Source organism: Spirosoma luteolum (genome assembly GCF_054778875.1).
The window spans coordinates 462,936-487,520 of record NZ_BAAGZE010000005.1 but is presented as its reverse complement, the minus strand read 5'-3'; the positions used below and the strand labels follow the sequence as shown (position 1 = coordinate 487,520).

At 60.3% G+C, this 24,585-nt stretch carries 17 protein-coding genes; 12 read left to right on the top strand and 5 right to left on the bottom strand.

The annotated features are described in order from the left end of the window. The first annotated feature begins 4 nt into the window (after positions 1–4). Complete coding sequence (locus ACYVAC_RS09680; RefSeq protein WP_461097427.1) at positions 5–3,439, top strand: hypothetical protein; 3,435 nt, start codon at positions 5–7, stop codon at positions 3,437–3,439. 59 nt (positions 3,440–3,498) lie between these two features. Beyond that, a complete protein-coding gene (locus ACYVAC_RS09675) occupies positions 3,499–4,833 on the top strand; it encodes a hypothetical protein (RefSeq protein ID WP_461097426.1) in 1,335 nt (444 codons plus the stop codon). A gap of 44 nt (positions 4,834–4,877) precedes the next feature. Here ACYVAC_RS09675 and ACYVAC_RS09670 read toward each other — a convergent pair whose 3' ends face one another. Continuing rightward, a complete protein-coding gene (locus ACYVAC_RS09670) occupies positions 4,878–5,396 on the bottom strand; it encodes a redoxin domain-containing protein (RefSeq protein WP_461097425.1) in 519 nt (172 codons plus the stop codon). 72 nt (positions 5,397–5,468) lie between these two features. On the opposite strand from ACYVAC_RS09670, the gene ACYVAC_RS09665 reads away from it, so the two are divergent. Further along, positions 5,469–6,038, top strand: coding sequence for a retropepsin-like aspartic protease family protein (locus ACYVAC_RS09665; RefSeq protein ID WP_461097424.1), 570 nt, complete (start codon positions 5,469–5,471; stop codon positions 6,036–6,038). A gap of 85 nt (positions 6,039–6,123) precedes the next feature. Beyond that, on the top strand, positions 6,124–7,545 hold the full coding sequence (locus ACYVAC_RS09660) for a WG repeat-containing protein (protein WP_461097423.1): 1,422 nt from the start codon (positions 6,124–6,126) through the stop codon (positions 7,543–7,545). A 9-nt stretch (positions 7,546–7,554) separates the two neighbouring features. On the opposite strand, the gene ACYVAC_RS09655 is transcribed toward ACYVAC_RS09660, so the two are convergent. Genes ACYVAC_RS09655 through ACYVAC_RS09645 form a run of 3 tightly spaced genes read right to left on the bottom strand, consistent with a single transcriptional unit; the run spans position 7,555 to position 9,520 of the window. After that, positions 7,555–8,307, bottom strand: coding sequence for a hypothetical protein (locus ACYVAC_RS09655; RefSeq protein WP_461097422.1), 753 nt, complete (start codon positions 8,305–8,307; stop codon positions 7,555–7,557). 18 nt (positions 8,308–8,325) lie between these two features. Continuing rightward, positions 8,326–9,159 (bottom strand): hypothetical protein, encoded by an 834-nt coding sequence (locus ACYVAC_RS09650; protein WP_461097421.1) that lies wholly within the window; start codon positions 9,157–9,159, stop codon positions 8,326–8,328. A 7-nt stretch (positions 9,160–9,166) separates the two neighbouring features. Next, a complete protein-coding gene (locus ACYVAC_RS09645; RefSeq protein ID WP_461097420.1) occupies positions 9,167–9,520 on the bottom strand; it encodes a PKD domain-containing protein in 354 nt (117 codons plus the stop codon). Between the two features lie 124 nt (positions 9,521–9,644). Here ACYVAC_RS09645 and ACYVAC_RS09640 point away from each other — a divergent pair, with 124 nt between their 5' ends. The 5 genes from ACYVAC_RS09640 to ACYVAC_RS09620 all read left to right on the top strand — a co-directional run bounded on the left by ACYVAC_RS09640 (position 9,645) and on the right by ACYVAC_RS09620 (position 19,095). Beyond that, positions 9,645–13,349: a PAS domain S-box protein gene (locus tag ACYVAC_RS09640; RefSeq protein WP_461097419.1), complete on the top strand. Its 3,705-nt coding sequence runs from the start codon at positions 9,645–9,647 to the stop codon at positions 13,347–13,349. Positions 13,350–13,467: 118 nt separating this feature from the next. Further along, positions 13,468–14,952: a helix-turn-helix domain-containing protein gene (locus tag ACYVAC_RS09635; protein WP_461097418.1), complete on the top strand. Its 1,485-nt coding sequence runs from the start codon at positions 13,468–13,470 to the stop codon at positions 14,950–14,952. A gap of 97 nt (positions 14,953–15,049) precedes the next feature. After that, positions 15,050–16,648: a Na+/H+ antiporter gene (locus tag ACYVAC_RS09630; RefSeq protein ID WP_461097417.1), complete on the top strand. Its 1,599-nt coding sequence runs from the start codon at positions 15,050–15,052 to the stop codon at positions 16,646–16,648. 84 nt (positions 16,649–16,732) lie between these two features. Beyond that, positions 16,733–17,362 carry a gluconate 2-dehydrogenase subunit 3 family protein gene (locus ACYVAC_RS09625; RefSeq protein WP_461097416.1) on the top strand — a complete coding sequence of 210 codons (630 nt, stop codon included), beginning with the start codon at positions 16,733–16,735 and terminating at the stop codon, positions 17,360–17,362. Between the two features lie 14 nt (positions 17,363–17,376). Continuing rightward, on the top strand, positions 17,377–19,095 hold the full coding sequence (locus ACYVAC_RS09620; RefSeq protein WP_461097415.1) for a GMC oxidoreductase: 1,719 nt from the start codon (positions 17,377–17,379) through the stop codon (positions 19,093–19,095). 92 nt (positions 19,096–19,187) lie between these two features. Here the strand turns inward: ACYVAC_RS09620 and ACYVAC_RS09615 are convergent, their stop codons facing one another. Further along, positions 19,188–21,461, bottom strand: a complete 2,274-nt coding sequence (locus ACYVAC_RS09615; protein WP_461097414.1) for an aconitate hydratase — start codon at positions 21,459–21,461, stop codon at positions 19,188–19,190. A 289-nt stretch (positions 21,462–21,750) separates the two neighbouring features. Here ACYVAC_RS09615 and ACYVAC_RS09610 point away from each other — a divergent pair, with 289 nt between their 5' ends. From ACYVAC_RS09610 to ACYVAC_RS09600, 3 genes are all read left to right on the top strand, one after another. Further along, positions 21,751–22,212 (top strand): CHRD domain-containing protein, encoded by a 462-nt coding sequence (locus ACYVAC_RS09610; RefSeq protein ID WP_461097413.1) that lies wholly within the window; start codon positions 21,751–21,753, stop codon positions 22,210–22,212. A 207-nt stretch (positions 22,213–22,419) separates the two neighbouring features. After that, positions 22,420–23,250, top strand: coding sequence for a 5-dehydro-4-deoxy-D-glucuronate isomerase (gene kduI, locus ACYVAC_RS09605; protein ID WP_461097412.1), 831 nt, complete (start codon positions 22,420–22,422; stop codon positions 23,248–23,250). A 105-nt stretch (positions 23,251–23,355) separates the two neighbouring features. Further along, positions 23,356–24,531 (top strand): glycoside hydrolase family 88 protein, encoded by a 1,176-nt coding sequence (locus ACYVAC_RS09600; RefSeq protein ID WP_461097411.1) that lies wholly within the window; start codon positions 23,356–23,358, stop codon positions 24,529–24,531. Positions 24,532–24,585 lie beyond the last annotated feature (54 nt).

The following is a 24,585-nucleotide window of genomic DNA, read 5'->3' as shown; positions in this document are numbered from 1 at the left end:
CATTATGCCTACAACGCTCAGCTTACATAACCCGACACCGGGCCTGCACTGGTACGTCAGCAAACCCCTCGGCACCGACCAGATCGCGGCCATGCGCGACCCGCTGGGGGGGCAGACCGTGAAGCAGCCTACGTCGATACCCAGTCCGTTTGCCCGCATTGACCTGGTACGGTCGGCGTTTCTGAACCTGGCCGTCCGGCCCGACCTGATGGGCTCCGTCAACGATCAGCGCATCGTGTCGGACTGTCTCGATGTGGGCGAGCTGTTCTTCAATTTCGACAAGCTTAAAACCTTCGTCACCATTACGCCCTTCGATATCCGGACCGATCTGAACCAGATGCAGCAGTCGGCCAATCAGGGGCACCGGCGGCTGGGCGACGCGCTCAAGCTGTTTCTGGATCAGGATGCGGCCGAGTACAATTTCAACCAGATTCAGCGGCTGTTTGTCCTGAGCTACCGGGGGCGGGTGGTAGGCGGTACGTCGCCCAAAACCCTGTTCTTCAGTTCCGGCAACGACTTGAGCTGGGTCGATGTGTCGATGGGTAACGACCGCCTGTTCGACCAGTCGGTGACGCCCCTGCACCAGCGCGACATCGAATACCAGAAGTTCTGGTATGCGCTGAAGCAGTTCATGCCCGATTTTCGCAACCGGTTTCGCGAAGTCGACGATTACCTCAACCGCAGTCGCACGCTCCTGCAGCAGCAGAACCCAGCGCTTTTCTACGAGCATATCGAAGCGGCCAATGGCCAGTCGCTGCTGACCCGCGAAAAATTCGATCAGGAGTCGGAAGAGTTGACTACCGGCCCCGGCGACGTGGTGGAGGTGCTGGGTTTTCCGCTGCGTAAGAAAAAGTCCGACGTGCGGGCGATCGATCAGGTCAGCGATTTCATTATCAAATCCGACAAATACGCCCGGCTGCACTCGGGGCAGGTGCGGCCCATGGCCCTGCAGAACCGCTTTTTCCGGCCGTTTACCTACGTGCCGCAGGCGCAATGGAATCCCAATACGCCCGTGCCGTACTACGTGCGGGAGTCGTGGCGCGACAACCAGCGGCCGCTGCCCGGCCAGCCCGGCAACTACCCCTGGCTCACGGTGAGCGATCTGCTGGAGCCTTACCTGATCCGGCTGCCGTTCCCCACCGATCGGGGGCGCTTCTTCGACGGAAACCTGCAGACGCCGGCCAGCGAGAAAGGCTATCTGCTGCCGCTTAAAAAGGATTTCTTCGATTTCTTCGATGTCGACGATCTGCTGACGGGCCGCGTGCGGCTGAAGATGGTTCCGCAGGGGGGAGGCATCAACGTTTCGCTCGATATTCCCGTTACGGCCCCCGGCCAGCCGGGCAACCAGTTCGTGACGTTCGAGCGGCTCTACAGCCCCGCCATAGGTAGTGCCACCGCGCCCAACGAAACGACCAACGAAGGCATCATTCTCGAAAACTCGTTTACCGTCAACATCTATCCGTTTGTCCGGTCGGGGCAGACGACGGTGCCCGCCGACTACCGCGTCGAACTGATCGAGTCGGGTTTCGACAGCCAGAATCAGTACGAGCTGACTTACTTCCGGCAGCTGGAAAACACCGCCGTGACGCCCGAGTCGAAGCACCAGCGGACGCAGCGACAGCAGAACACCGATGGGTCGAGCGTATACTATGTGCTGCGCGATGAGTTCGACTACGTGCAGACCAGCATCCGGGCCGATGGCCGCGACCTGAGCGGTCTGCTTATTCCGCGCTGGCAGCTCTATAACGGCGGCAGCAAGCAGTTTTCGTTTTCGGTCGACTTCGGGACGACCAACACCCACATCGAATACAGCGTGGACGGGCAGGCACCCCGGCCCTTCGACGTGGCCGAGGTAACTCCGCAGGTGGCTACGCTGGTGGCCCCGGCGCAATACAACGCGGCTCTGTTCGAGCTGTTCGTGCTCTACGATCTGGAGTTTGTACCGCCCACGATCGGCCCCGGCCGCCCCGACAGTTTCCCGACCCGGACGGCTATTGCCGAGCCCATGAACCTGAGCTTCAACCAGCAAACGCAGGCCCTGGCCGACTTCAATATTCCGTTCTACGTGGAGCGGCAGCCGGCCGGCTCCAACCGCATCACCACCAACCTGAAATGGGCCAAAAACAACGACCAGACCGAACGGCGGGTCGAAGCGTTTCTGGAAGAGCTGCTGATGCTCATCAAAAACAAGGTATTGACCGAAGGGGGCAACCTGCCCCAGACCACGGTCTACTGGTTTTTCCCGGCCAGTATGACGCCGGGTCGGGTGAGCCAGCTCCGCGCCGACTGGCAGGAGCTCTACGACCGCTACATTGGCGGGGCCGCCGGTAAGCTCCGCGAAGTGTCGGAGTCGGTAGCGCCCTTCTATTATTACAAGCAGAACCCCACGCTGAGTGCCTCAGCCCGGCCGGTGATCAACGTCGACATTGGCGGGGGGACCTCCGACGTGGTGGTTTACGAACGCAACGAGCCGCGGCTGCTGACCTCGTTCCGGTTTGCAGGCAACGCGATCTACGGCGATGCCTTCAGCGAATACGGCGCGGCCAGCCACAACGGCTTTGTGCGCAAGTACAGCGACCGCATCCAGACCCTGCTCGAAAGTCAGGGCCTGAGCAACCTGAGCGACAACAACCGCCGGATGCTGGATACCAACCGGTCGGAAGACATTATGGCGTTCTGGTTCTCGATCGAGAAAAGCAACGACGTAAAGGCCAAAAGCATGCTGTCGTTCAACGGAATGCTGGCCAAGGATGAGGACCTGAAAATTGTGTTTGTGCTGTTCTATTCGGCCCTTATCTACCACATCGCGCGGCTGATGAAGCACAAAGGCATCGGCTTGCCGGGCGCCATCACGTTCAGCGGTACGGGTTCTAAAGTACTGAGCATCATCAGCACCGACGACGCGATGCTGGGCAAACTGGCCCGGACCATTTTCGAGAAAGTGTACGAGCAGACATACGATGCCAACGGCCTGACCCTGTTCTACGAGCGCAAGGGCCCCAAGGAGGTGACCTGCAAAGGGGCGCTGATGCAGCCGGCCAACAGCCGTCCGGTCGATACCGAAGCCATCAGCTATGTGTACCCGGCTACGTTCAACGACGAATACGCCAGCCTGACCTATGCCGACCTGCGGAAGCCTGACGTGACCGACGCGCTGCTGAAGGAAACAACGGCCTTTATCGACTTCTTCTTCGCCCTGAATCAGCAGTTCAGCTTCAGCCGTAACCTCAACGTGTCGGCGCGGGCGCTGGCGGTAGCGCAGCAGGAACTGCGCACGCACCTCGACACGGCCCTGATGGACGGTATCCAGCGGAAAGAAGGCGAAGTAGCCACCGAGTTCAGCGGCATGGCCGATGCGCTGGCGGCACCCATCGAGGAAACCTTGTTTTTCTACCCCCTCATCGGGGCCATCAATAAACTGGCAAACGCGCTGGCCTAGGCCGGCGATTGGCGGGCGGGCACAGGCCCCGCCCCACAACTCCTAATGGCTACTACGGAATGAAACGAACCACCACCACCGCCCTGCTGGCCGTAGGCCTGTTGGGATCAGGGCTGGCGCTGGGGCAGGCGCCGGACATGAACCAGGCTGCTGTCGATACGCTGACCAAAGACGTGGCAACGGCCGTGTTTGCTACAATCAACCAGCCCAAAGCGCAGGAAATCTACAGCCAGCTGCTTGGTTGTGGCGATGGCTGCGATGCCCGCCAGATTATCCGTACCGTGGGTAGCTGGGATCAGGTGGGGCAGCGGATCGAAGAGCTGGCCATACTGAAAAACACGAAGCGCTTTGCCAGCCTGCCCCCCGGCGAGGCCAATGCCGCTATCCGACAGCAGCTGGCGCAGTTTTACCAGAAAAACAAAGCGTACGAAAGCTACCGCAAAGCCCTGACGCCCGCCACGCAGGCGCAGATTCTGGCCAAGCTCGATGCGCTGCTGCCGCCCGGCGCCCCCGCTGCCGACACCGCCGACGAGGTGGCCCAGCAGGCCGCTGACCCGGCCGTAGAAGAGGGAGCAACGATGGGGGCAGGCGTCGGCGATGGAGCGTCCGGGGGCGATGCCATCAGCAGTACCGCCATCCGGATGGGTCAGCTGGAACGCAAAGCCAACGAAGAAAAAGAAAAGCAGATGTGGATGCTATTGGCCGGTCTGGCCGCCGGTTTAGTGATTGGGGCGGGGGCTTTCTACCTGCTGAAATACCGCTCGCTGGCCACTGAGCTGAACAACGAACAACAGCGCGCGCTGCGGCTGGAAAATGACCTCGAACTAGCGCAACGTGCTAAGTCGGCACCCGCCCCGGCCCGCAACCAGCCGACTAACCCGGTGCGGCAGGCCATGACGGAACAGGCCCCGCGCCCCACCGCTCCGGTCGAACCACCGGCTCCCGTGCCGGCCGCCCCGCGTTCGGGGGAGCTGCGGGTCGGCGAGGGCATAGCGCCCGTTCCAGAACCCGTGGTGCCACCCGCGCCCGTGCAGCAGCAGTCGCAGCAGCGCGTACCCGAACCCGCTCGCAATCTGGTCTTTTATTGTCCGCCCCCTGACCCCAACGGGCAGTTCGATACGAGCCAGAAAACCGAAGTGCTGTCGCCTGAATCGGCCTACCGGTTCAGCGTCGACAGCAGTCAGCCTGAACAGGCGTCGTTCCGGTTCGAGGCTGAGCCGGGCCGGCTGGCGCGCCTGCTCACCTACCGCAACTACATGATCGAACCGGCCTGCGAAAGCGAAAACCCGTACACCGCCAGCCATACCCGCGTAACTATGCGTAAAGACGGCCTGGCTGTGCAGGAAAACGGGACGTGGCGGGTGAAAACGAAAGCCCTGATTCGCTACGAATAAACGCTCCGGCCTGTCTTACCGAAACGCCTTACCGGCCACGGGCGTTAGTTGATCAGGCAACCGACAGGCGTTGTTCGGGTGGTGCCGACGGGGCGGTTGCTGAGAGTAGCCTCGATGGCGTCGCGCAGGTAAAAAGCCGTGGGGGCCGGCCGGGCGCGACCCAGCCGATAAAACTGATCGTCGACACTGCCCTGGTAGCGCACCTGCCCCGTGGCCGACAGCAGCACGACTTCGGGCGTTGTCGTAACGCCGTAACGATCGACCAGCCGGTGGCGTGGATCGAGCCGGTGGGGAAACGGCAGGGCAAACCGTTTTTCGAAATCCTGCACCTCGCGCCGGCTAACGGTTTCGGTAGGGTAAACGGCCTCAAACCGCACACGGCCGGCATACTGCCGGGCCAGGACCTGCAGCCGGGGCAGGGTTTTCTGGCAGATCGGGCATTCGGTTTCCAGAAAAACAAGCACGCGCAGGGGGCCGTCGGCACGGTGTGCCGCCAGCGGTGCGCCCGTCAGGGTTAAACCGACAAGCCAGATGGCCATCCAACAGCAGATACGACGTTCCATAGTCGCCCCAAGATACAGCCTTACCCATCATCGCGCCAGCCGACCGGGCCGCGTTTTGTCAACGAACCCACCATGACTACCGTTTGCCGCTACGTTTGTCCACTTTGTCTCTACCTGCTGCTGCTTTGCCTGGCGGGTTGCTCCGGCTGTTCGCGGTCGGGCAGTCACCAGCCCCGCCGGCCCCGGCACAACCGCGACACCGTGGCCGCTACCCCGCGCCCGACGCCCGAGCCGGTGCTGAAACAGATCGGCGACGGCCCAACCGAAGTGGCGATGGAGAAGCGCAACGGGGTTTACACTATTCCGGTTACGGTCAACGGCCGGTCTATGAGTTTTATTCTGGATACGGGCGCCAGTCTGATCTCGATGTCGACAACGGAAGCCGAGCTGCTGTTCCGGCGGGGCACCATCGGACCGCGTGACATTATCGGCCGCTCGCAGTTTCAGGACGCCAATGGCGATATCTCGCCGGGCGCCATCATCCGCCTGCGGTCGGTACAGATCGGCGACCGGGTGCTCGAGAACGTCAATGCCAACGTAGTGGGCAATGCCAAAGCCCCGCTCTTGCTGGGACAGTCGGCCCTGTCGAAGTTCGGCCGTATTTCGCTCGATTACCGCCGAAACGTGGTGACGTTTGAGTGAGTTTGGGTGTTTACCCGTCAGATACCGAACTTTGCTGGCCAATACACCCAAGCGACAGCCGGCAACGGCTCGATTTACCTGACTCATGACGGAAACTGAACTGGCTGACCGCCTTCGCGAATCGATCATACTGGATGGCCCCGGGGCCGCGCAGGCGGGGTCGTTCTGGCTGGAGGCCGAGCAGCTGGGCCTGTCGCCCGAAGCCACCCGCAAGCTGGCCGCCCGCGTGGGCGACGAAGTGCGCGATAATGCCGTTCTGATCGATTCGATCCGGACGCGCATCGCCCGCCTGCTCGAACCGTCGCGGGTGCATCTCTACGAACAGGATCTGCCCAAAATATTGAATGCCGCCGGGTCGCTGCACCTGTCGGCCAGCTTTGTTCGCAACCGCTGGATTCCCGTCGAGCGGGCGCGCCGGGCTGCTACACTGCCGGTGGTCGAAGCCACGCCCGAAACGCCCGCTGCGCCTGTAATTCCATCCGAACCAATCATTGTGCCGCCCGCGCCGGAACCGCCGGTCGTCACGGTGCCGCCTGTAGCCGCGCCAGTCGTTGTTCCGGAGCCGACTCCCGCAGTGCCCGAGCCCCCCGTAGTGCCACCGGCTCCTGAGCCGATCTGGCAGCCACCGGCACAAACGGAGCCCGCACCCGTGCGCACCACACGTCCGGCCCCCGGCCCTGCGCCGGTTGTTCGGTCGTTTACGGCTACGCCCGCCCGGGTTCGCAAGGGGGGCGCCGTCACCCTCGACTGGGAAGTCGCCAACGTGCTTGCCGTTACCATCGACGACTTGGGGGAAGGCCTCTCGCCAAAAAACCGGGGCTGGGTGAAGCCCACCAAAACCACCGATTATACCCTGTTCGACGCGAACAATAATCCGCTGAGTACCGTACGGGTCGAAGTGATTCCGCCCGACCGGAGTGGGCTGTACGGTGTTCTGTTTGCACTGGCGCTGCTGGCGCTGATTTACTGGTTCGTCCGGACCGGCGCTGGCAGGACTACCCAGCGGCAGCCGGAAACGACGCAGCAGGACGAATCATTAGGGACATCGCGCGAAACCGGACCGTTTGTGGCTGACCGTCCCGCCGAAGTAACCCCCGCGCCCGACGAAAGTATTGCCACCGATACGAAGGAACCGGAGCCAGCAGTTACCGAAACCGAGCCGGCAGCAACCGGGTCTGCCCAGGTACCCGCCGAGTCGGCCCCGGCAGAAACGGCTCCTGCCGAAACACCCGAAGCGGCACCCGCCAGTCCGGCCGATGCCCGTATCGGCAAGTACGAAGAAGTATTTGGCGACAAACCCTACGACAAAATCGAAATCGGGGCCGACGAGCGGGGTTGGCGTCGGGCTCGCAAAAAGGGCCGCTGGGGCTTTGTCGATCAGGACGACAACTGGGTGATACCGCCCCGTTTCGAAGCCATCACGCCCTTCCGCGAAAATATGGCGTCGGCCTTCCTCGACGGCCAGCTCATGACCATCAGCCGCACCGGCGACGCCATCAAACCCTGATTAAACGTCTTACCGACGCGACCACTGATCGGGACCCAGTGTAACGAGGAGTTTCTGAAACGAAGTCCAGTAGCCGCCGGCCGTGACGCCGATGCCGTTGCCGGGAAGCTGTTCGAAGGCGAATGGGCTGCCCCGCACCTCGCGCTGATTGATAAACACGTGCAAGGCCCGGTCGACCCGGCGCAGAATCAGCTGGTTGCGATTGGGCACCACCGGAACACCCGGATTCAGGGCCAGGCCGGTCAGGATGGGGTCGGTCTGGCGGCCGTCGACGACGCGGGCCAGAGCCATGGTGCCGTCGGGATTCAGCGTAAAGGAGCAGTAGTTGAGCGAGTCGAGTACGCCAAATACCAGCCCCCCGTTCGGGATACGGCCCGAGTCGGCCACCACATCGACTTTAATGGTGAAATAGTCGGCCAGGTTGAGGTTGATGTCGGCGGGCAGGGGTACTGCGCTGAACGCGCGGCTGCCCGGTGCCGGCCCGACCTGCCGGACATTGTATTTCCCGAAACCAATCTGGTAGTGGTAACCGCCCCGCGTGCCGGCAAACCAGCCCGTTCGGTTCATCACGAAATCGCCCGTAAACGCCGGATGATAGGCAACCGGGCCGGTGGGGCGCGATCGGCTGGGCGCCCCGGGCATCGATACCCGCTGCCAGCCGCTGGTGGCCGACTCGACGGGCGCTGGCGCCGTGGGTACTGGCTGGCCCAGGGCTGGCCACAGACTAGCCAGCCAGCCCAGCAAACAGAGGATCAAACGCATGAAAACCGGCGGTTTTACCTAAAACGAATACTGTAGCCGGGCCGTAGGCTGACCTGCCTGCAGGCCCGGTGCCAGGGTTACCCCTTTCTGTCGGAACGCCGATTTGGCCCGGGCATTGTTGCGCAGGCCCCGAATAAATGTAAGCACCACGTCGGCCGCCGTGATGGCGAGGGCTGCCCGGGTTGTGAGCATATAGCGGTGGTGGTGATCGTTGGCCGACTGATAATAGGGCTCGGCCGCTGTCGGGTTCTTTTGCTGCCGGTAGAGCGCGTAGTCGTTATCGGCCCGCCGGCGTTCGAGCAGGCCATACGCCAGCAGGCCGTAGACCGTTGAGGTAATCGAGAGCCGATAGCCAACCACGGGGCGGGGTGTCTGCACAAATATGTTGCCCACGCCCGGTGCCACCAGCGATACCAGCGCCCAGGCCGGCCCGGCGTAGCGCGTCCGACGGCGACCGGCCGAATCGGTGGCGACCGGCCCAGGGTCCGGGCTGCTGGCGGGTGGGGCGGACTGCCCCGCCTGGCGCTGGCTGATGAGCACCGCCACCTGAATCTCTTCGTTGAGCGCATACCCGTTGGCGCGGGCATTCCAGAGAATACGTCGGTCAGGGCCCGCCAGTATACCCGTGCCAATGTCGCCCTTCAGCAGGGCCGGGCGCAGGTCGAGCAGGCCCCGGGTACGGCTCCGGATCTGAACCCAGATGGAATCGGTAGGCCGGGCCGACTGTAGGTCGTAGCGAATAGCGAGCCGGGTCGAGTCGAGGTTGCTGATCCGAATGTTGCTGATCCGGTTCTGTGCCCAGCTCATTGTGCTGAGCAACAGGCAGATCGTTAGCGTATACAGGGAGGGCATTGGCAGACTAGCGGAGGGTGATGGGGCGGGTGGTGGTAAACACATCGTCGCAGCCGTTGACCAGGGTCAGCGTAACGGTATAGGTGCCGGGGCGGGGGTAGCTGTAGATAACGCGGGCACCTACCCGCGATGCGCCCGTGCCGTCGCCCGGGTTCCAGCCAATGGCGCCGATGTCGCCCTGGGGATTATCGAGAAAAAACGTCACATCGAGCCCGTCGCTGGTGACGCCGATGCCCGCCGATGGCCGGGCGCAGACCGGGAAAGCTGCGCGTTGCAGATTGTAGGGTTCGCAGCCGCTCAGAAGCGGAGCCAGGAGCAGCCCCAGGCGCAGCAGGGTGGGGTAGAAGCGGTGAGCAGTCATAACGTGGCCAAACCGGATCAGGACGTACCAGGCCGGATACGGGCCGACCGGTTAATTTGCCTGAAACAAGCATTTTGTTGTAAATTTAACTGTTTTACGTCACCCTTACGCGTCGCTACTGCCCATGCAATGGTCCGATAAATCCAAAGACGAACTTGTTGCTGAACTTGAACGGCTTCATCACCAGCGTGATGACGAAGCCGCTGTCGAGGTCGTAGCGCGTCCCAGTACTCGCCAGACGGTCGATCAGCTCAATCTGATCGGCGTGACGATCGATCGCGACGGTACGCTGATCTACGCCAATCCCTACACCTTTCGGGTAACGGCCTGGCAGCCCGACGAAATCGTGGGCAAAAACTTTTTCGACATCTTTATTCCGGCGGCCGACCGGGCCCGGCTCGAACTCGATTTCGACGACCTGCTGACCCGGGGTCGCCTGCCCGAGCAGAAAGAAATTACCCTGCTGGCCCGCAGTGGCGCCGTGCGCAATGTGATGATGAACTCGGTCATTGTCGACCGCGATACGATCGATAAGGTGAGCTCGGTGACGCTTATCGGTGAAGATGTGACGAACAAACGCCGGGTGGCGTCGGCGCTCTCCAACACCAATGCCCAGCTGCAGGACCTGGTCGACAACACCTCCGATCTGATTCAGCTGCTGACCCTCGATGGCAAATTTATTTTTGTTAACCGGGCGTGGCGCGATGTGCTGGGCTATGCATCGAGCGAAATTGCCGCGCTCAACCTGCGCGACGTGCTGCACCCCGATTACGTCGACAGCACGCTGGCGTTGCTGAAACGCATCGAGTCGGGCGTGGTGCTGCCTTATTTCGAGACCGTTTTTCTCGACAAGGCCGGCAAAACTATTTTCCTGTCGGGGAGCGTCAACTGCCGTTTCGACAACGGCCGACCCACGGCGTTTCGCTGTATCCTGCACGACATTACGGGCCGGATTCGGGCCGAGAAGTCGCAGAAGTTATACTACAGCATCGCCAACTGGACCATCAATACGCCTAACCTCGACGAACTGTACCAGAAAATTCACGAAGAGCTGGGCAACATCATCGATGCCCGAAACTTCTTTATTGCCCTGTACGATTCGAGCAAAACCTACCTATCGTTTCCGTACTACGTCGACGAATATTTTGGCAACAGCATGCGCTTTACGAAGCGCCGGCTGGGCAATGGCCTGACCGAGTACACGATTCGGGCCAACAAGCCGCTGTTTCTGTACGAAAAAGACATCCGGCAACTGGCCGAGCAGGATAAAATTGACCTTTACGGTCAGCGCCAGCCGCAGGTGATGCTGACGGCCCCGCTCCGCATTGGCGACGAAATTACCGGGATCATCGGTGTGAAGTCGTATAACGATGCCCGCACCTACGGTCCCCGCGACCTCGAGTTGCTCGAGTTTATTTCGGGGCAGGTGGCGCTGGCCATTGCCCGCAAGCAGTCGGAGGTGGTGCTCGACAAGCAGAATGCCCGGCTCAATGCCATTTTCGACTCCAGTACCTACCTGATCTGGTCGGTCAACAAAGGGCTGCTGCTCACGTCGTTCAACAAAAACTATGTTCGGCTTATCGAACAGCAGATCAACGAAAAGCCCGCCCTGCAAAGCAGCGTGCTGAAGAAAGGCTGGCGGATGCTCAACGACGAGAGCCGCCGGATGCTCGAAGAGCGCTACCGAAGCGCCTTCCGGGGCAACCCGCAAAGCTTCGAACTGTATTTTACGACCGAACGGGGCGAAACATTTCTCGAAATTCACCTTAACCCCATCTTGCTGGCGGGGGGGCTGATCGAGGAAGTGTCGGGTATTGCGCGCGACATCACCAATCGGAAACGGGCTGAGATCGCCACCCGACAGTCGGAAGAAAAATTCCGGGGTATTTTCGAAAACCTGCAGGATATCTACGCCCGGGTCGACCGCAAGGGCCGCATCACCATGATCAGCCCCTCGGTGTTTAAGCGCATGGGCTACACGCCCGACGAAGTGCTGGGGCAGGATGCCACGCAGTATTTTGTCGATAAAAGCGTGATTCACCGGGCCATGATCCGGCTGGGGCGCAACCACGGTCTGCGCAACTTCGAAGTAAGCATGCGCCGGAAAGACGGCACCGAGCGGCAGTTTATGTTCAACATGCTGCTGCTCAAAGACGATCAGGGAACCTACTCGGTCGTTGCGGTGCTGGCCCGCGACATTACGGAACTGAAACGGCAGTCGGCCGAACTGGTGAAAGCCAAAGAGGAAGCCGAACGCTCGCTGAAAGTAAAAGAGCAGTTTCTGGCCAATATGAGCCACGAAATCCGGACGCCCATGAACGGCGTAATCGGCATGATCGATTTGCTCAACGATACCCGGCTCGACGACGAGCAGCGCAGCTACGTTCGTACCATCAAGCGCTCGTCCGAAACGCTGCTCAACATCCTGAACGATATTCTCGACCTGTCGAAAATCGAGGCCGGCAAGATGGTGCTCCACGAAGCGCCGGTGGCTTTCCGCGAGATTTTCGAGAAACTCATCGCGCTTTTCGGGCAGCAGGCCAACTCCAAAAACAATCAGCTGACCTATGAGCTGGGCCCCGACCTGCCCACGTTCGTCATTGCCGATCAGACCCGACTGCTCCAGATTCTGTCGAACCTGACGTCCAACGCCATCAAGTTTACCGAAAATGGCACCATCCAGGTCAAAGCCTACCTTATCAGCAAGCGGGGCAAGTTCAACCGGATTCGGGTAGCGGTCGAGGATTCGGGAATCGGGATTTCGCCCGAAAATATCAACCTGCTGTTCAACTCGTTCAGCCAGGTCGATACCTCGTCGCGCAAGTCGTTTGGCGGTACGGGCCTTGGCCTGTCGATTTCCAAGCAGCTGGCCCACCTGATGAAGGGCGAAGTAGGCGTGGAGTCGGAAGTGGGCAAAGGAAGTAGTTTCTGGTTTACGATCGAACTGAAAGAAACGGCCATCAGCCCCTCGCAGCAGCCGACCGAAGCGGCTGAAATTACGCTGGCCAACTTCTTCAGCGAGTACCACCCCCAGGTGCTGCTCGTCGACGATAACGCTGTCAACCGCAAGGTGGCCAGTGAGATTCTGCGCAAGGCTGGCTGCGTGGTTACGCTGGCTGCCAGCGGCCCCGAAGCCATTGGCCAGATGACGACCCGCATGGAAGCCATGGATGCGGGGCAGGCCGAGCCGTTCGACGCAGTCTTTATGGACATTCAGATGCCCGACATGGATGGCGTGGAAACGACGGGTCACCTGCGGCAGCTGTTCGGTAAACGGCTGCCGGTCATTGTGGCCATGACGGCCTACTCGATGCGGGAAGATCGCGAACGCTTCATCAGCCAGGGGCTCGACGACTATATCGCCAAACCCATCCGGGCGCAGAGCCTGATTGCGAAGGTGAAAGAACTGGCCGACGCCAGCCGCGCCCGGCAGCAGCCCGTGGCTGCCGCGCCGGCGGGCCCGCCCCCTGCAGCTGGCACGGCCGAGCCCACCCTGCCTATTCTCGACGACGAAATTGTGGGGCAGCTGCAGCAGATTGGCGGCAACGAACTGGTCGACAGTGTGCTGGAGGAGTTTGAGATCGAAGCACGTGAACTGGTGACGGGGGCGATCGATGCCTATGGCCTGGGCGACATCCCGACGGTGAAGAGCCACCTGCACACGCTCAAAGGCTCAGCCGGCACGATTGGTGTGGCCCGCATGGCCGATATTGCCCGCACGGCCGAAGGCAAGCTGAAAGTGGCCGACACCAGCGGCCTGTCGGAAGCCCTGACCGCGCTGAAGGTCGCCTTCGACGACTTTGTGGCAGAACGCCAAAAACGGGCTTAACTTTGGCAGCGGGTTTACCGTATTCGGTTCGTCGGTTTACAGGGATCATCGCCCGGTAACCATCACCGGCCGATGATCCCTGTAAACTGTGTACTAACTTCCGTAAACTGACCCTGTTTTGTCCCTTCCCGCTGATCATATCCGCCTGCTGTTTGGCCTGAAACTGCGCCAGCTTCGACTCGACAAAGGCTTATCGGCCAGTGATCTGGCGCAGCAGTCGGGCCTGTCGGTTTCGTACATCACCGAAATCGAAAAAGGGCGCAAATACCCGAAAGCCGACAAGATATCGGCCCTTGCCACCGCCATGCAGGTCGATTACGACTCGCTGGTATCGCTGAAGCTGAGCAAGAAGCTGGAGCCCATTTCCGATCTGCTCCGGTCGAAATTCCTGACCGAGATTCCGCTTGAACTGTTTGGTATCGATCCCTCCGACCTGCTCGAACTGCTGGCCGAAGCACCCGCCAAGGTCAGCGCCATGGTACGTACCTTTATGGATATTGCCCTGACCTACAACATGAGCGTCGAGCGGCTGTACCTGACCATGCTGCGGTCGTACCAGGAAATGCACGACAACTATTTTCCGGAGATCGAAGCCGATGCCGAGCGGTTTCTGGCCGAGTTTGCCGCCCCCGGTCAGCCCGTGACGGAGGCCCTGCTGGTGAATCTGCTCAAAACGCGCTACGACGTTCGTATTGCCACCTTCGACTCGGCGGTTCAGCCCGAACTAACGGCGCTGCGGTCGCTCTACCGCCCCGACGGACGCACCCTGCACCTCAACAGCAGTCTGGCCGCAGCCCAGCGCACTTTTATTCTGGCGCGTGAGGTCGGCTTTCAGTTTCTAGGTCTGAAAAACCGGCCTTACACCTACTCGTGGGTCGAGGCCGACTCGTTCGAGCAAATCCTGAACAACTACAAGGCCTCGTATTTTGCCGGTGCCATCCTGATCCGGCGCGACGTGCTGATCGAGCGGCTGACCGACCTGTTCGGGCGCAGTACCTGGAGCAACGATACTTTTCTGCAACTCATTACCGATTTCGGGGCCACGCCCGAGCGGTTTTTCTACCGGCTCAGCAACGTGCTGCCGAGCGCATTCGGCATCGATCAGCTCTTTTTTTACCGCTTCAACCACACGGCCGGCGAAACCAATTTTCAGCTGACCAAAGAGATGCACCTGTCGCGGCAGCAGGGACCCCGCAGTATTGTCGACGAACACTACTGCCGGCGGTGGATTGCACTGACCATTTTGCAGGAACTTCATTTTCTACAGCAGAACAAAGGCATCGACAGTACGCTCTGCCGGGCCCAGCTTTCCGAATACGCCGATTCGGGTCAGCAGTATCTGATTATTTCGGTAGCGCATTCGTTTCGGCCCGAAGCCCAGCAGAATATGAGTGTGTCGATGTGCTTTGCTGTCAACGACGCCCTGCGCAGCCGGATGGCTTTTCTGAACAACACGACCCAGACCATTCCGTACCGCGTGGTCAATGAAGCCTGTGAGCGTTGCGGTATTTTCGACTGCCGCGAGCGGGTGGCCGCGCCCACCGTACTGCAGAAAAAACGGCAGTTTGCCGGTATGAAACAGGCCATGGAGAAACTGGGATAAAATCTCCAGCGGGGTGGAGATTTAGGGGTTTAGAACGCTGGGGCATGGGGAGCGACGTCGGCTGTATTAGCTTTGTCTGACACCCAACGCCACATCGATGCACGAAACCCTGCTTTTGTCGCTGTCGCTGCTGCTGGCCGTAACGGTCTTCGTTATGGTTGGGCAGCAGCTCAAAATATCGTCGCCCATTTTTCTGGTGCTGAGCGGGCTGGCGCTCAGTCTGATTCCGGGTATCCCGGTGCTGACTATCGATCCCGAGCTGATCTTTCTGCTTTTTCTGCCCCCGCTGCTGTACGAAGCCGCCTGGTACACCTCGTGGCGGGAATTCTGGCGCTGGCGACGCATTATCGGCACGCTGGGCTTTGGCCTCGTCATCGTAACGGCGCTGGCTGTTGCCTACGCGTCGCAGGCGCTGATTCCGGGCTTTACCCTGGCGCTGGGTTTTTTGCTGGGCGGCATTGTATCGCCCCCTGATGCGGTGGCGGCTGCGTCGGTCCTGCGCGGCATCACCGTGCCCAAACGCTTGATCAGTGTGCTGGAAGGCGAAAGCCTGGTCAACGATGCGGCTTCGCTGGTCGTGTTTCGGTTTGCGCTGGCGGCTGTGCTGTCGGGGGCGTTCGTGCTACAGGAAGCGGCTACTGATTTCGTACTGGTAACGGTACTGGGTATCGGGGTAGGGCTGGCCGTGGCGGGCGTGTTCTACGTTATTCACCGCTACCTGCCCACCACCACCCGCATCAGTATCCTGCTGACCTTTCTGGCCCCTTATTTCATGTATCTGGCAGCCGAGGAAATGCACGGGTCGGGGGTGATGGCGGTCGTGAGCGGGGGGCTGTTCATGAGCAATCGAAGCCACCAGATTCTGAACCACAGCGCCCGTATTCAGGGAACCGGCATGTGGGCTACGGTGGTGTTTGCCCTCAACGGACTCGTCTTTATCCTGATCGGCCTGCAGATGCCCGTGGTGGCCAGCGGTCTCGAAAACTACACGCGGCTCGAACTGATCGGTTACGCCGTTCTGATTACACTGGTCGTGATGATCGTGCGGGTGGCGGTGGTCCTGTCGACTTCACTTTTCACGCGGCTGGTGTCGCGGTTCGTTCCCGTGGCCGATCCGAATCCGGGCTGGCGCGGTCCGCTCATTATTGGGTGGGCAGGCATGCGGGGGGTGGTGTCGCTGGCGTCGGCCCTGTCGATTCCGCTGACGCTCGCCAACGGACAGCCATTTCCGCATCGCAATCTTATTCTTTTCATCACGTTTGTCGTTATCCTGGCTACGCTTGTTTTTCAGGGACTTACGCTGCCGTTTGTGATTCAGCTGGTTCGGTACGAAGACCCCGACAACCGGGCGCCCGAAGAGCAGCAGTCGGCCCTGATCCGGATGCGGCTGCTCAAAGCGGCCCTGCGGCACGTACAGCAGGAATACGCTACTGAAATCGCGGAAAACGAACTGGTCGAAAACCTGAAAAACCGGCTGGTGGCCGATGTCCAGCTAACCGGTCAGCGACTCAGCTCGCTCGATTGCGGGGTGGAGAAAATGGAGGAGTACAATCGGGTGATAACCGGCGTCACCAGGGCTAAACGACAGGTACTGCTTACCCTGCGCCGGCAGGCGTCGTTCGACGATGAGGTGATCCGAAAAGAAGAAGCCCGCATCGACCTCGACGAGGAAAAAATCGACCACCCCATGCACTGATCAATCGCCACGGGTTGTAGCAGTAGGACAGACGGGCCGGGCCGCTTTATCGTTTAGTAAATAGTACTGAACGACGATAAGACTATGATGAATCGTAGAAATGCGCTGGCCCGTCTGTCGCTGCTGGTGGGGGGCACGCTCTCGCTGCCTACCCTGCAGGCCATGAGCCGTTTCGGGCCGGGCGGGTTGGGAGCCATACCGACCGAAGTCGACCCCGCCGGGGCTGCGTTTACCCTTACAAACGAACAGCGGATGCTGGTTGCCGACGTGGCTGAGCACATCATCCCGAAGACCGATACGCCGGGTGCCATCGACGCCGGGGTGCCTGCCTTTATCGAGCGTATGCTGGTTACCTGCTACCGGGAGCCCGAGCAGCAAAGCTTTCTGGCCGGCGTGCAGCAGCTGCAGCAGGCCGATTTTGTGGGGCAGTCGGAAGCCCGCAAAGTGGAACTGCTCAAGCAGCTTGAGCAGCAAACCAAGCAGGAAATGGTGGCCTGGCAGGTGCAGCAATCCAAAATGGGCGACAACGAAGACAAAGAACTGGTGAAGGCACAGGCCAAAGGCCTGCCGTTCTGGCGGCTCATGAAGGAGTTGACCCTGCTGGGGTATTTCACCTCGGAGCCGGGCCTGACGGCTTCGTTCGAGTATGTGCCTGTGCCGGGCAAATTTGAGCTCACTACCCTGAAACCCAACCAGAAACTGTACGCCTACTGAGGCCTGCCAAACCGATGAACCTGAATCTGACCGTTGACAAAACAAACCGGTACGACGCCATTGTGGTGGGGTCGGGCATGACGGGCGGTATGGCCGCCAAGGAGCTGACCGAGAAGGGGCTGCGCGTGCTGGTAATCGAGCGGGGCCGCGAACTCAAACACATCGAAGACTACGAAACGGCCACCAAAGCCCCCTGGGAACTCGAACACCGGGGCAAGGTATCGATCCATTCGGCCGAGGAACACTGGGCCAATAACCGCTTCGGTAATATGGCCGGCGACGAAACGGCGCCCTACATGACCAACGACCAGCAGAACCCCTACGTGGAGAAGCGCCCCTTCGACTGGATCCGGGCCTACCACACGGGCGGGAAATCGATGCACTGGGGGCGGCAGACCTACCGCTGGAACGAGCAGGATTTTGAAGCCAATGCCCGCGAAGGAATCGGTGTCGACTGGCCCATCCGCTACGCCGATCTGGCGCCCTGGTACACCCACGTCGAGAAGTTTGTGGGCGTGAGCGGACAGGCCGAAAACCTGGCTGTGCTGCCCGACAGCCACTTTCTGCCGGCCATGCCCATGACGCCCCCCGAGCGGCACTTCCGGGAGGCCGTCGCCAAAAAGCTGAACCGCCCCGTTACGATCGGGCGGGTGGCCAACCTCACCAAACCCCAGCCGTGGCATACCGCTCTCGGCCGGGCGTCGTGCCAGTACCGAAACAAATGCAGCCGGGGCTGCCCCTACGGCGGCTATTACAGTTCGCTGTCGGGGTCGTTGCCAGCCGCCCGCAAAACAAACAAGCTCGAGATGCTTCACGACAGTATTGTGGCGGAGGTGCTCTACGACGAGAAAGCGGGTAAAGCCACCGGTGTACGGGTGGTGAATCAGCACACGGGCCAGTCGACCGAGTATTTTGCGCGGATTCTGTTTCTGAACGCGGGGTCGATGAATACGGCTGCCCTGCTGCTCAACTCCCGGTCGAACCGGTTTCCCAATGGACTCGGCAACGACAGCGACCAGGTCGGACGCAATATCATGGACCACCACCTGGGTGTTGGGGCCACCGCCACGATCGACGGCTACGAAGCCGACTACGTGTTTGGCCAGCGCCCCAATGCGCTCTATATTCCGCGGTTCCGCAACTGGGGGGCCGATAAGCAAACGAGTTTCCAGCGGGGCTACGGCTACCAGGGGGGCGCCAGCCGGGCCGACTGGAAACGGGGCACGAACCTGGATGGCTTCGGGGCTGCTTTCAAGCAGGAGATGACCCAGGCGGGGCCGTGGAGCATTGGCTTCGGGGGCTTCGGCGAAGTGCTGCCCAACCCCAGCAACCGCATGTACCTCGACCCCACCAAAACCGACAAGTGGGGTGTCCCGCTCATCGTGTTCGATGCGGCCTTTGGCGAGAATGAAATCAACATGCGGAAAGACATCATGACCTCGGCCGCCGAAATGCTCGATGCGGCCGGCTTTAAATCCATATCGACCTACAACCGGCCCGAAGTACACCTGGGGCTGGGTATTCACGAGATGGGTACGGCGCGCATGGGCAAAGACCCTAAAACGTCGGTCCTCAACAAGTTTAACCAGGTGCACAGCTGCAAAAACGTGTTTGTGACCGATGGCGCGGCCATGGCCTCGTCGTCCTGCGTCAATCCGTCGCTCACCTACATGGCCCTGACGGCCCGGGCGGCCAATTACGCCGTCGATCAGCTGACAAAAAAAGCACTCTAGGCGGGTCGACAGTCCGGCAAAGCCGAACGCCCCGGTTCAGTACCCGCAAGGGGTGCCGAACCGGGGCGTTCCGGTACTGAATGAGGGGATAACTAGGCGTTCTGGCCCTGTTTCATCCGAATGATGTTCAGAGCCGCGCCGGCTTTGAACCACTCGATCTGCCCTTCGTTGTAGGTATGGTTGACGGGGAACTCATCGGTTGTACCGTCGGCGTGGTGCAGTACCACCGTCAGCGGAAAACCGGGGGCAAACGTCGTCAGCCCTTTGATGTCGATGCTGTCGTCTTCCTGCACCTTGTCGTAGTCGGCGGGGTTGGCAAACGTCAGCGCCAGCATCCCCTGCTTTTTGAGGTTGGTTTCGTGGATACGGGCAAACGACCGCACCAGAATGGCCCGAACACCCAGGAAGCGGGGCTCCATAGCTGCGTGCTCCCGCGACGATCCTTCACCGTAGTTTTCATCGCCTACCACGATCGAACCGATGCCGGCGGCTTTGTAGGCCCGCTGTACGGCCGGTACTTCGCCGTATTCGCCGGTCAGCTGGTTCTTCACCGAGTTGGTTTTTTCGGTGTAGAAGTTCACCGCACCGATGAGCATGTTGTTCGAGATATTGTCGAGGTGACCACGGTATTTCAGCCACGGACCCGCCATCGAAATGTGGTCGGTCGTACACTTGCCTTTCGCTTTGATCAGCAGTTTCAGACCATCCAAATCGGTACCTTCCCAGGCCTTGAACGGCGCCAGCAGCTGCAGGCGGTCTGAGGTGGGCGATACCAGCACCTGTACCTGCGACCCATCTTCGGCGGGTGCCTGGTAGCCGGCGTCGTCAACGGCATAGCCTTTCACGGGCTGCTCGATGCCCTGTGGCTCGTCGAGCATTACCTGCTCACCGGCTTCGTTGGTCAGCGTGTCGGTCATCGGGTTGAACGTCAGGTCGCCGGCAATGGCGAAGGCCGTCACGATTTCGGGCGAGGCTACGAAGGCGTGGGTGCTGGCGTTACCGTCGTTCCGCTTGGCGAAGTTCCGGTTGAACGACGTGATAATCGAGTTTTTGCGGGTCGGGTCGTCCATGTGACGCGCCCATTGCCCGATGCAGGGGCCGCAGGCGTTGGCCAGCACCACGCCACCGATCTGCTCGAAGGTGGTCAGGATACCATCGCGCTCGGCTGTGAACCGAACCAGTTCCGAACCCGGCGTTACCGTGAACTCGGCTTTGGCTTTCAGCCCTTTGGCCGTAGCCTGGGCAGCTACCGACGCCGACCGGGTCATGTCTTCGTAGCTCGAGTTGGTGCAGGAGCCGATGAGGCCAACCTCCAGTTTTTCGGGCCAGTTGTTGTCGCGAACGGCTTTCGCGAAATTCGACAGGGGCCACGCCAGGTCGGGCGTGAACGGACCGTTGACGTGGGGTTCGAGTTCCGACAGGTCGATTTCGATCAGCTGATCGTAGAAGCTGGCCGGATCGGCATAAACTGCATCATCCGAGCGCAGGTGCTGCTTCACCGCTTCGGCGGCATCGGCAATATCGGCGCGGCTCGTGGCGCGCAGATAGTCGGCCATTTTCTCGTCGTAGGCAAAGATCGACGTGGTCGCACCGATTTCGGCGCCCATGTTACAGATCGTGCCTTTGCCGGTTGCCGAGAGGCTTTCGGCGCCTTCGCCGAAGTACTCGACGATGCAGCCCGTGCCGCCTTTCACGGTCAGGATACCGGCCACGCGCAGAATCACGTCTTTGGCCGAAGCCCAGCCGCTGAGCTTACCGGTGAGTTTCACCCCGATCAGCTTCGGCATTTTCAGTTCCCAGGCCAGACCGGCCATTACGTCGCAGGCATCGGCACCGCCCACACCAATGGCAATCATGCCCAGGCCACCCGCGTTGGGGGTGTGCGAGTCGGTACCGATCATCATACCGCCGGGGAAGGCGTAGTTCTCGATCACAACCTGGTGAATGATACCGGCGCCGGGCTTCCAGAAGCCAATGCCGTATTTATCCGAAATCGACGCCAGAAAGTCGTAGACTTCTTTGTTCTTGTTCTTGGCAATGTCGAGATCCTGTACGGCACCTACTTCGGCCTGAATCAGGTGGTCGCAGTGTACCGTGGAGGGAACGGCTACTTTGGGCCGGCCAGCCTGCATGAACTGCAGCAGCGCCATCTGCGCCGTAGCATCCTGCATGGCCACGCGGTCGGGCGCAAAGTCGACGTAGGTTTTACCCCGCTCGAAAGCCTCCGTTGGGTTACCCGCAAACAGGTGACTGTATAAAATTTTCTCCGACAGGGTCAGTGGTTTGCCCACTGCCTGCCGGGCTGCTTCGACGCGTTCGCCCAGGTTGGCATATACGCGCTGAATCATCTCGACATCAAAAGCCATAATAAAAAGCGAGATAACGGTTCTTGTAAAAAAGGGTATCTAGTAAAACAACTACCGATTTCGGAAATGGATTCCGGACTGCGGGTCAAAATTAGGGTATTATCAGTCGTTTTGGAAATATTCCGCCGGCCCGGCTGCGTCAGACCGGTCCGCTGGGTAATTTCTGAAGGCCGGAAGCCCCGCTCGGCAAACAATCGGCAGAACAGACGGTTGTACCCCCGACAGCGTTGCGACCGGCATCAGCGCTGCTTTCGACCCGACCGGATTAAACACCCATTTTAACTGACGTATGATTCGTTCACGACTACTCATCCCGGCCCTGACGTTCCTGACGGCTGGCTTTCTGCTGACCGCCTGCGATAAAAACGACAACCCCGACACCATCAGCACCAAAGCGCCGTACGGGGGGGTAATCAACGGGCTCAGCGAGAAACCAACCTCGACGACCTCGACGGCCACGGGTACCGTAGCCGCTACCCTCAACGAAACGACCCGCGTGGGTAGTTACACGGTCACCTACTCGGGCCTGACGCCGACCATGGGGCACCTGCACCGGGTAACGGCCAACTCGGCGACCGGAACGGGGGGCGTCGAAGTGCCCTTTGCCAGCCTGACCTCGCCCATTATCGGCAGCTTCACGCTGGCCAATCAGGCGCGGGTCGATAGCTTCAAAAACGGCTTTTACTACGCGAACCTGCACACGACGGCCTACCCGGCCGGAGAAATCCGGGGCGATATCAAGAAACAGTAACGGGTAGTTTTGCCGAATTCGGCATACCTGTTTGTAGATCCGCGCGTTGGCTCACTGTAGTCAGGGCGCGGATTTTTTGTGGCCAGGCCAGCCAATACCCAGGCATTCGGTCGATTGGCTGGGAGTAGATTTTCAGGGGCAACTTCCTTGTCCTGATGGCCACGACCAATCGGCGGGCCCGTGTCAACTAAGCTTATTATTCCATTCATGCAGGTACGTTACGCCGTTGGTCCCAACGAAACGCGCCAGTTCGGTACGGCCGAACTCCGGAAAAATTTTCTGATCGAAACCTTGTTTACCCCCGATGCGCTGTCGCTTTGCTACAGCCACTACGACCGGGTTATTGTGGGGGGCGCCATGCCGGTTGCGGCTTCGGTCGACCTGCCCACCTACCCGGAGCTGCGCAGTGATTATTTTCTGGAACGGCGCGAACTGGGCGTTATCAACGTGGGGGGCGTCGGCTCCGTAACCGTCGATGGGACAACCTATACGCTCGATAAGCTCGATGGGCTCTACGTAGGGCGGGGCAGTCAGTCGGTATCGTTCAGCAGTGCCGACGGCAGCCAGCCGGCCCGCTTCTACCTGTTGTCGGCACCGGCCCACAAAGATTACCCGACCACGAAAGCCGCCCGGAGCGATGTATTCTCGGCGCCCATGGGCTCGGCCGAAGCGGCCAACGAACGTACGATCTTCCGCTACATTCATAAAGACGGGTTGCAGAGCTGCCAGCTCGTGATGGGCCTCACGATACTGAAACCCGGCAGCGTCTGGAATACTATGCCGGCCCACGTACACGACCGGCGTATGGAAGCCTACTTTTATTTCGACCTCGATCCGGCGCACCGGGTGCTGCACCTGATGGGACAGCCAACCGAAACCCGGCACATGGTCGTGGCCAATCACCAGGCCATCATTTCGCCCCCGTGGTCGATTCACTCGGGCTGCGGCACGGCAAACTACTCGTTTATCTGGGGCATGGCCGGCGAAAACCTCGACTATGCCGACATGGATATGACCCCCATCGCTGAACTGAAATAGGATTACGGTATACAGTTTACGGTTTTCAGGTTTTGGCGGTCTGCGCCAAACACCACACACTGTAACCGTATACCGTGAACTGGAAACCCCATACCACGCTCCCGCATGAAACTACTCTTCATTCTTGCCCTTTTGCTGGCCGGGCCGGTACTGGCGCAGCAGCAACAATCAATCGACGTTAAGCGTGAATTTGCCTTTGCTGCCCAGCAGTACAAGGGCATGCTGGCCGCGCACCCCGACAAAACCCGGTTTCCGCAGTCGACAAAACCCGACGGTAGCCCCGACAACCGTACGTCCGACTGGTGGTGCAGCGGTTTCTTTGGCGGATCGCTCTGGTATCTGTTCGAGCAGACCAAGGATCCGGCCTGGAAACAGGCCGCTCACGAGTGGTCGATGGCTGTAGCCAAAGAGCAGTATAATACGGGCACCCACGATCTGGGTTTCATGCTCTACTGTCCCTTTGGCAACGGCTACCGCCTGACCGGTAATACGGCCTACAAGCCCATCATGCTGACCGGTGCAAAATCGCTGGCTACCCGGTTCAACCCTAAGGTGGGGCTCATCAAGTCGTGGAATCGGTTTCAGACCTACGACTATCCGGTTATTATCGATAACATGATGAACCTGGAGTTTCTGTTCTGGGCTGCCCGCAACGGGGGCGACAAACAGCTGCGTGAGCTTGCCATTACCCATGCCGACAATACGCTGAAAAACCATTTTCGCCCCGACTACAGCAGCTATCACGTGGTTTGTTACAACCCCGATGGTACGGTAGCGGCCAAAAAAACCGCGCAGGGCGCTGCCGACAATTCGGCCTGGGCGCGGGGACAGGCGTGGGGGCTCTACGGCTACACGGTGATGTACCGCGAAACCAAAGACCCGAAATACCTCGATCAGGCCCGCCACATCGCCGACTTCTACCTGAACCATCCCAACCTGCCTGCCGACAAAATTCCGTACTGGGATTTTAATGCGCCCAACATCCCGAACGAGGAGCGTGACGCATCGGCGGGGGCCATCACGGCATCGGCCCTGCTTGAGCTAAGCACCTACGGCGGGCCATCGGCCAAAACCTACTACCAGAACGCGGTGCAGATGCTGCAGAGTCTGAGCAGCCCGGCCTACCGGGCCAAAGCCGGCGAAAACAACCACTTCATTCTGATGCACAGCGTGGGCCACAAACCTCAGAAAAGCGAGGTCGACACCCCGATCGTCTACGCCGACTATTACTACCTCGAAGCCCTGCTACGTTACGAGGCCCTGCGCAGGAAGCAGAAGTAGTCCAGACCGCCAATGCGTCGATGGGCGCCTGTCGTGAAGTCGGCAGGCGCCCGT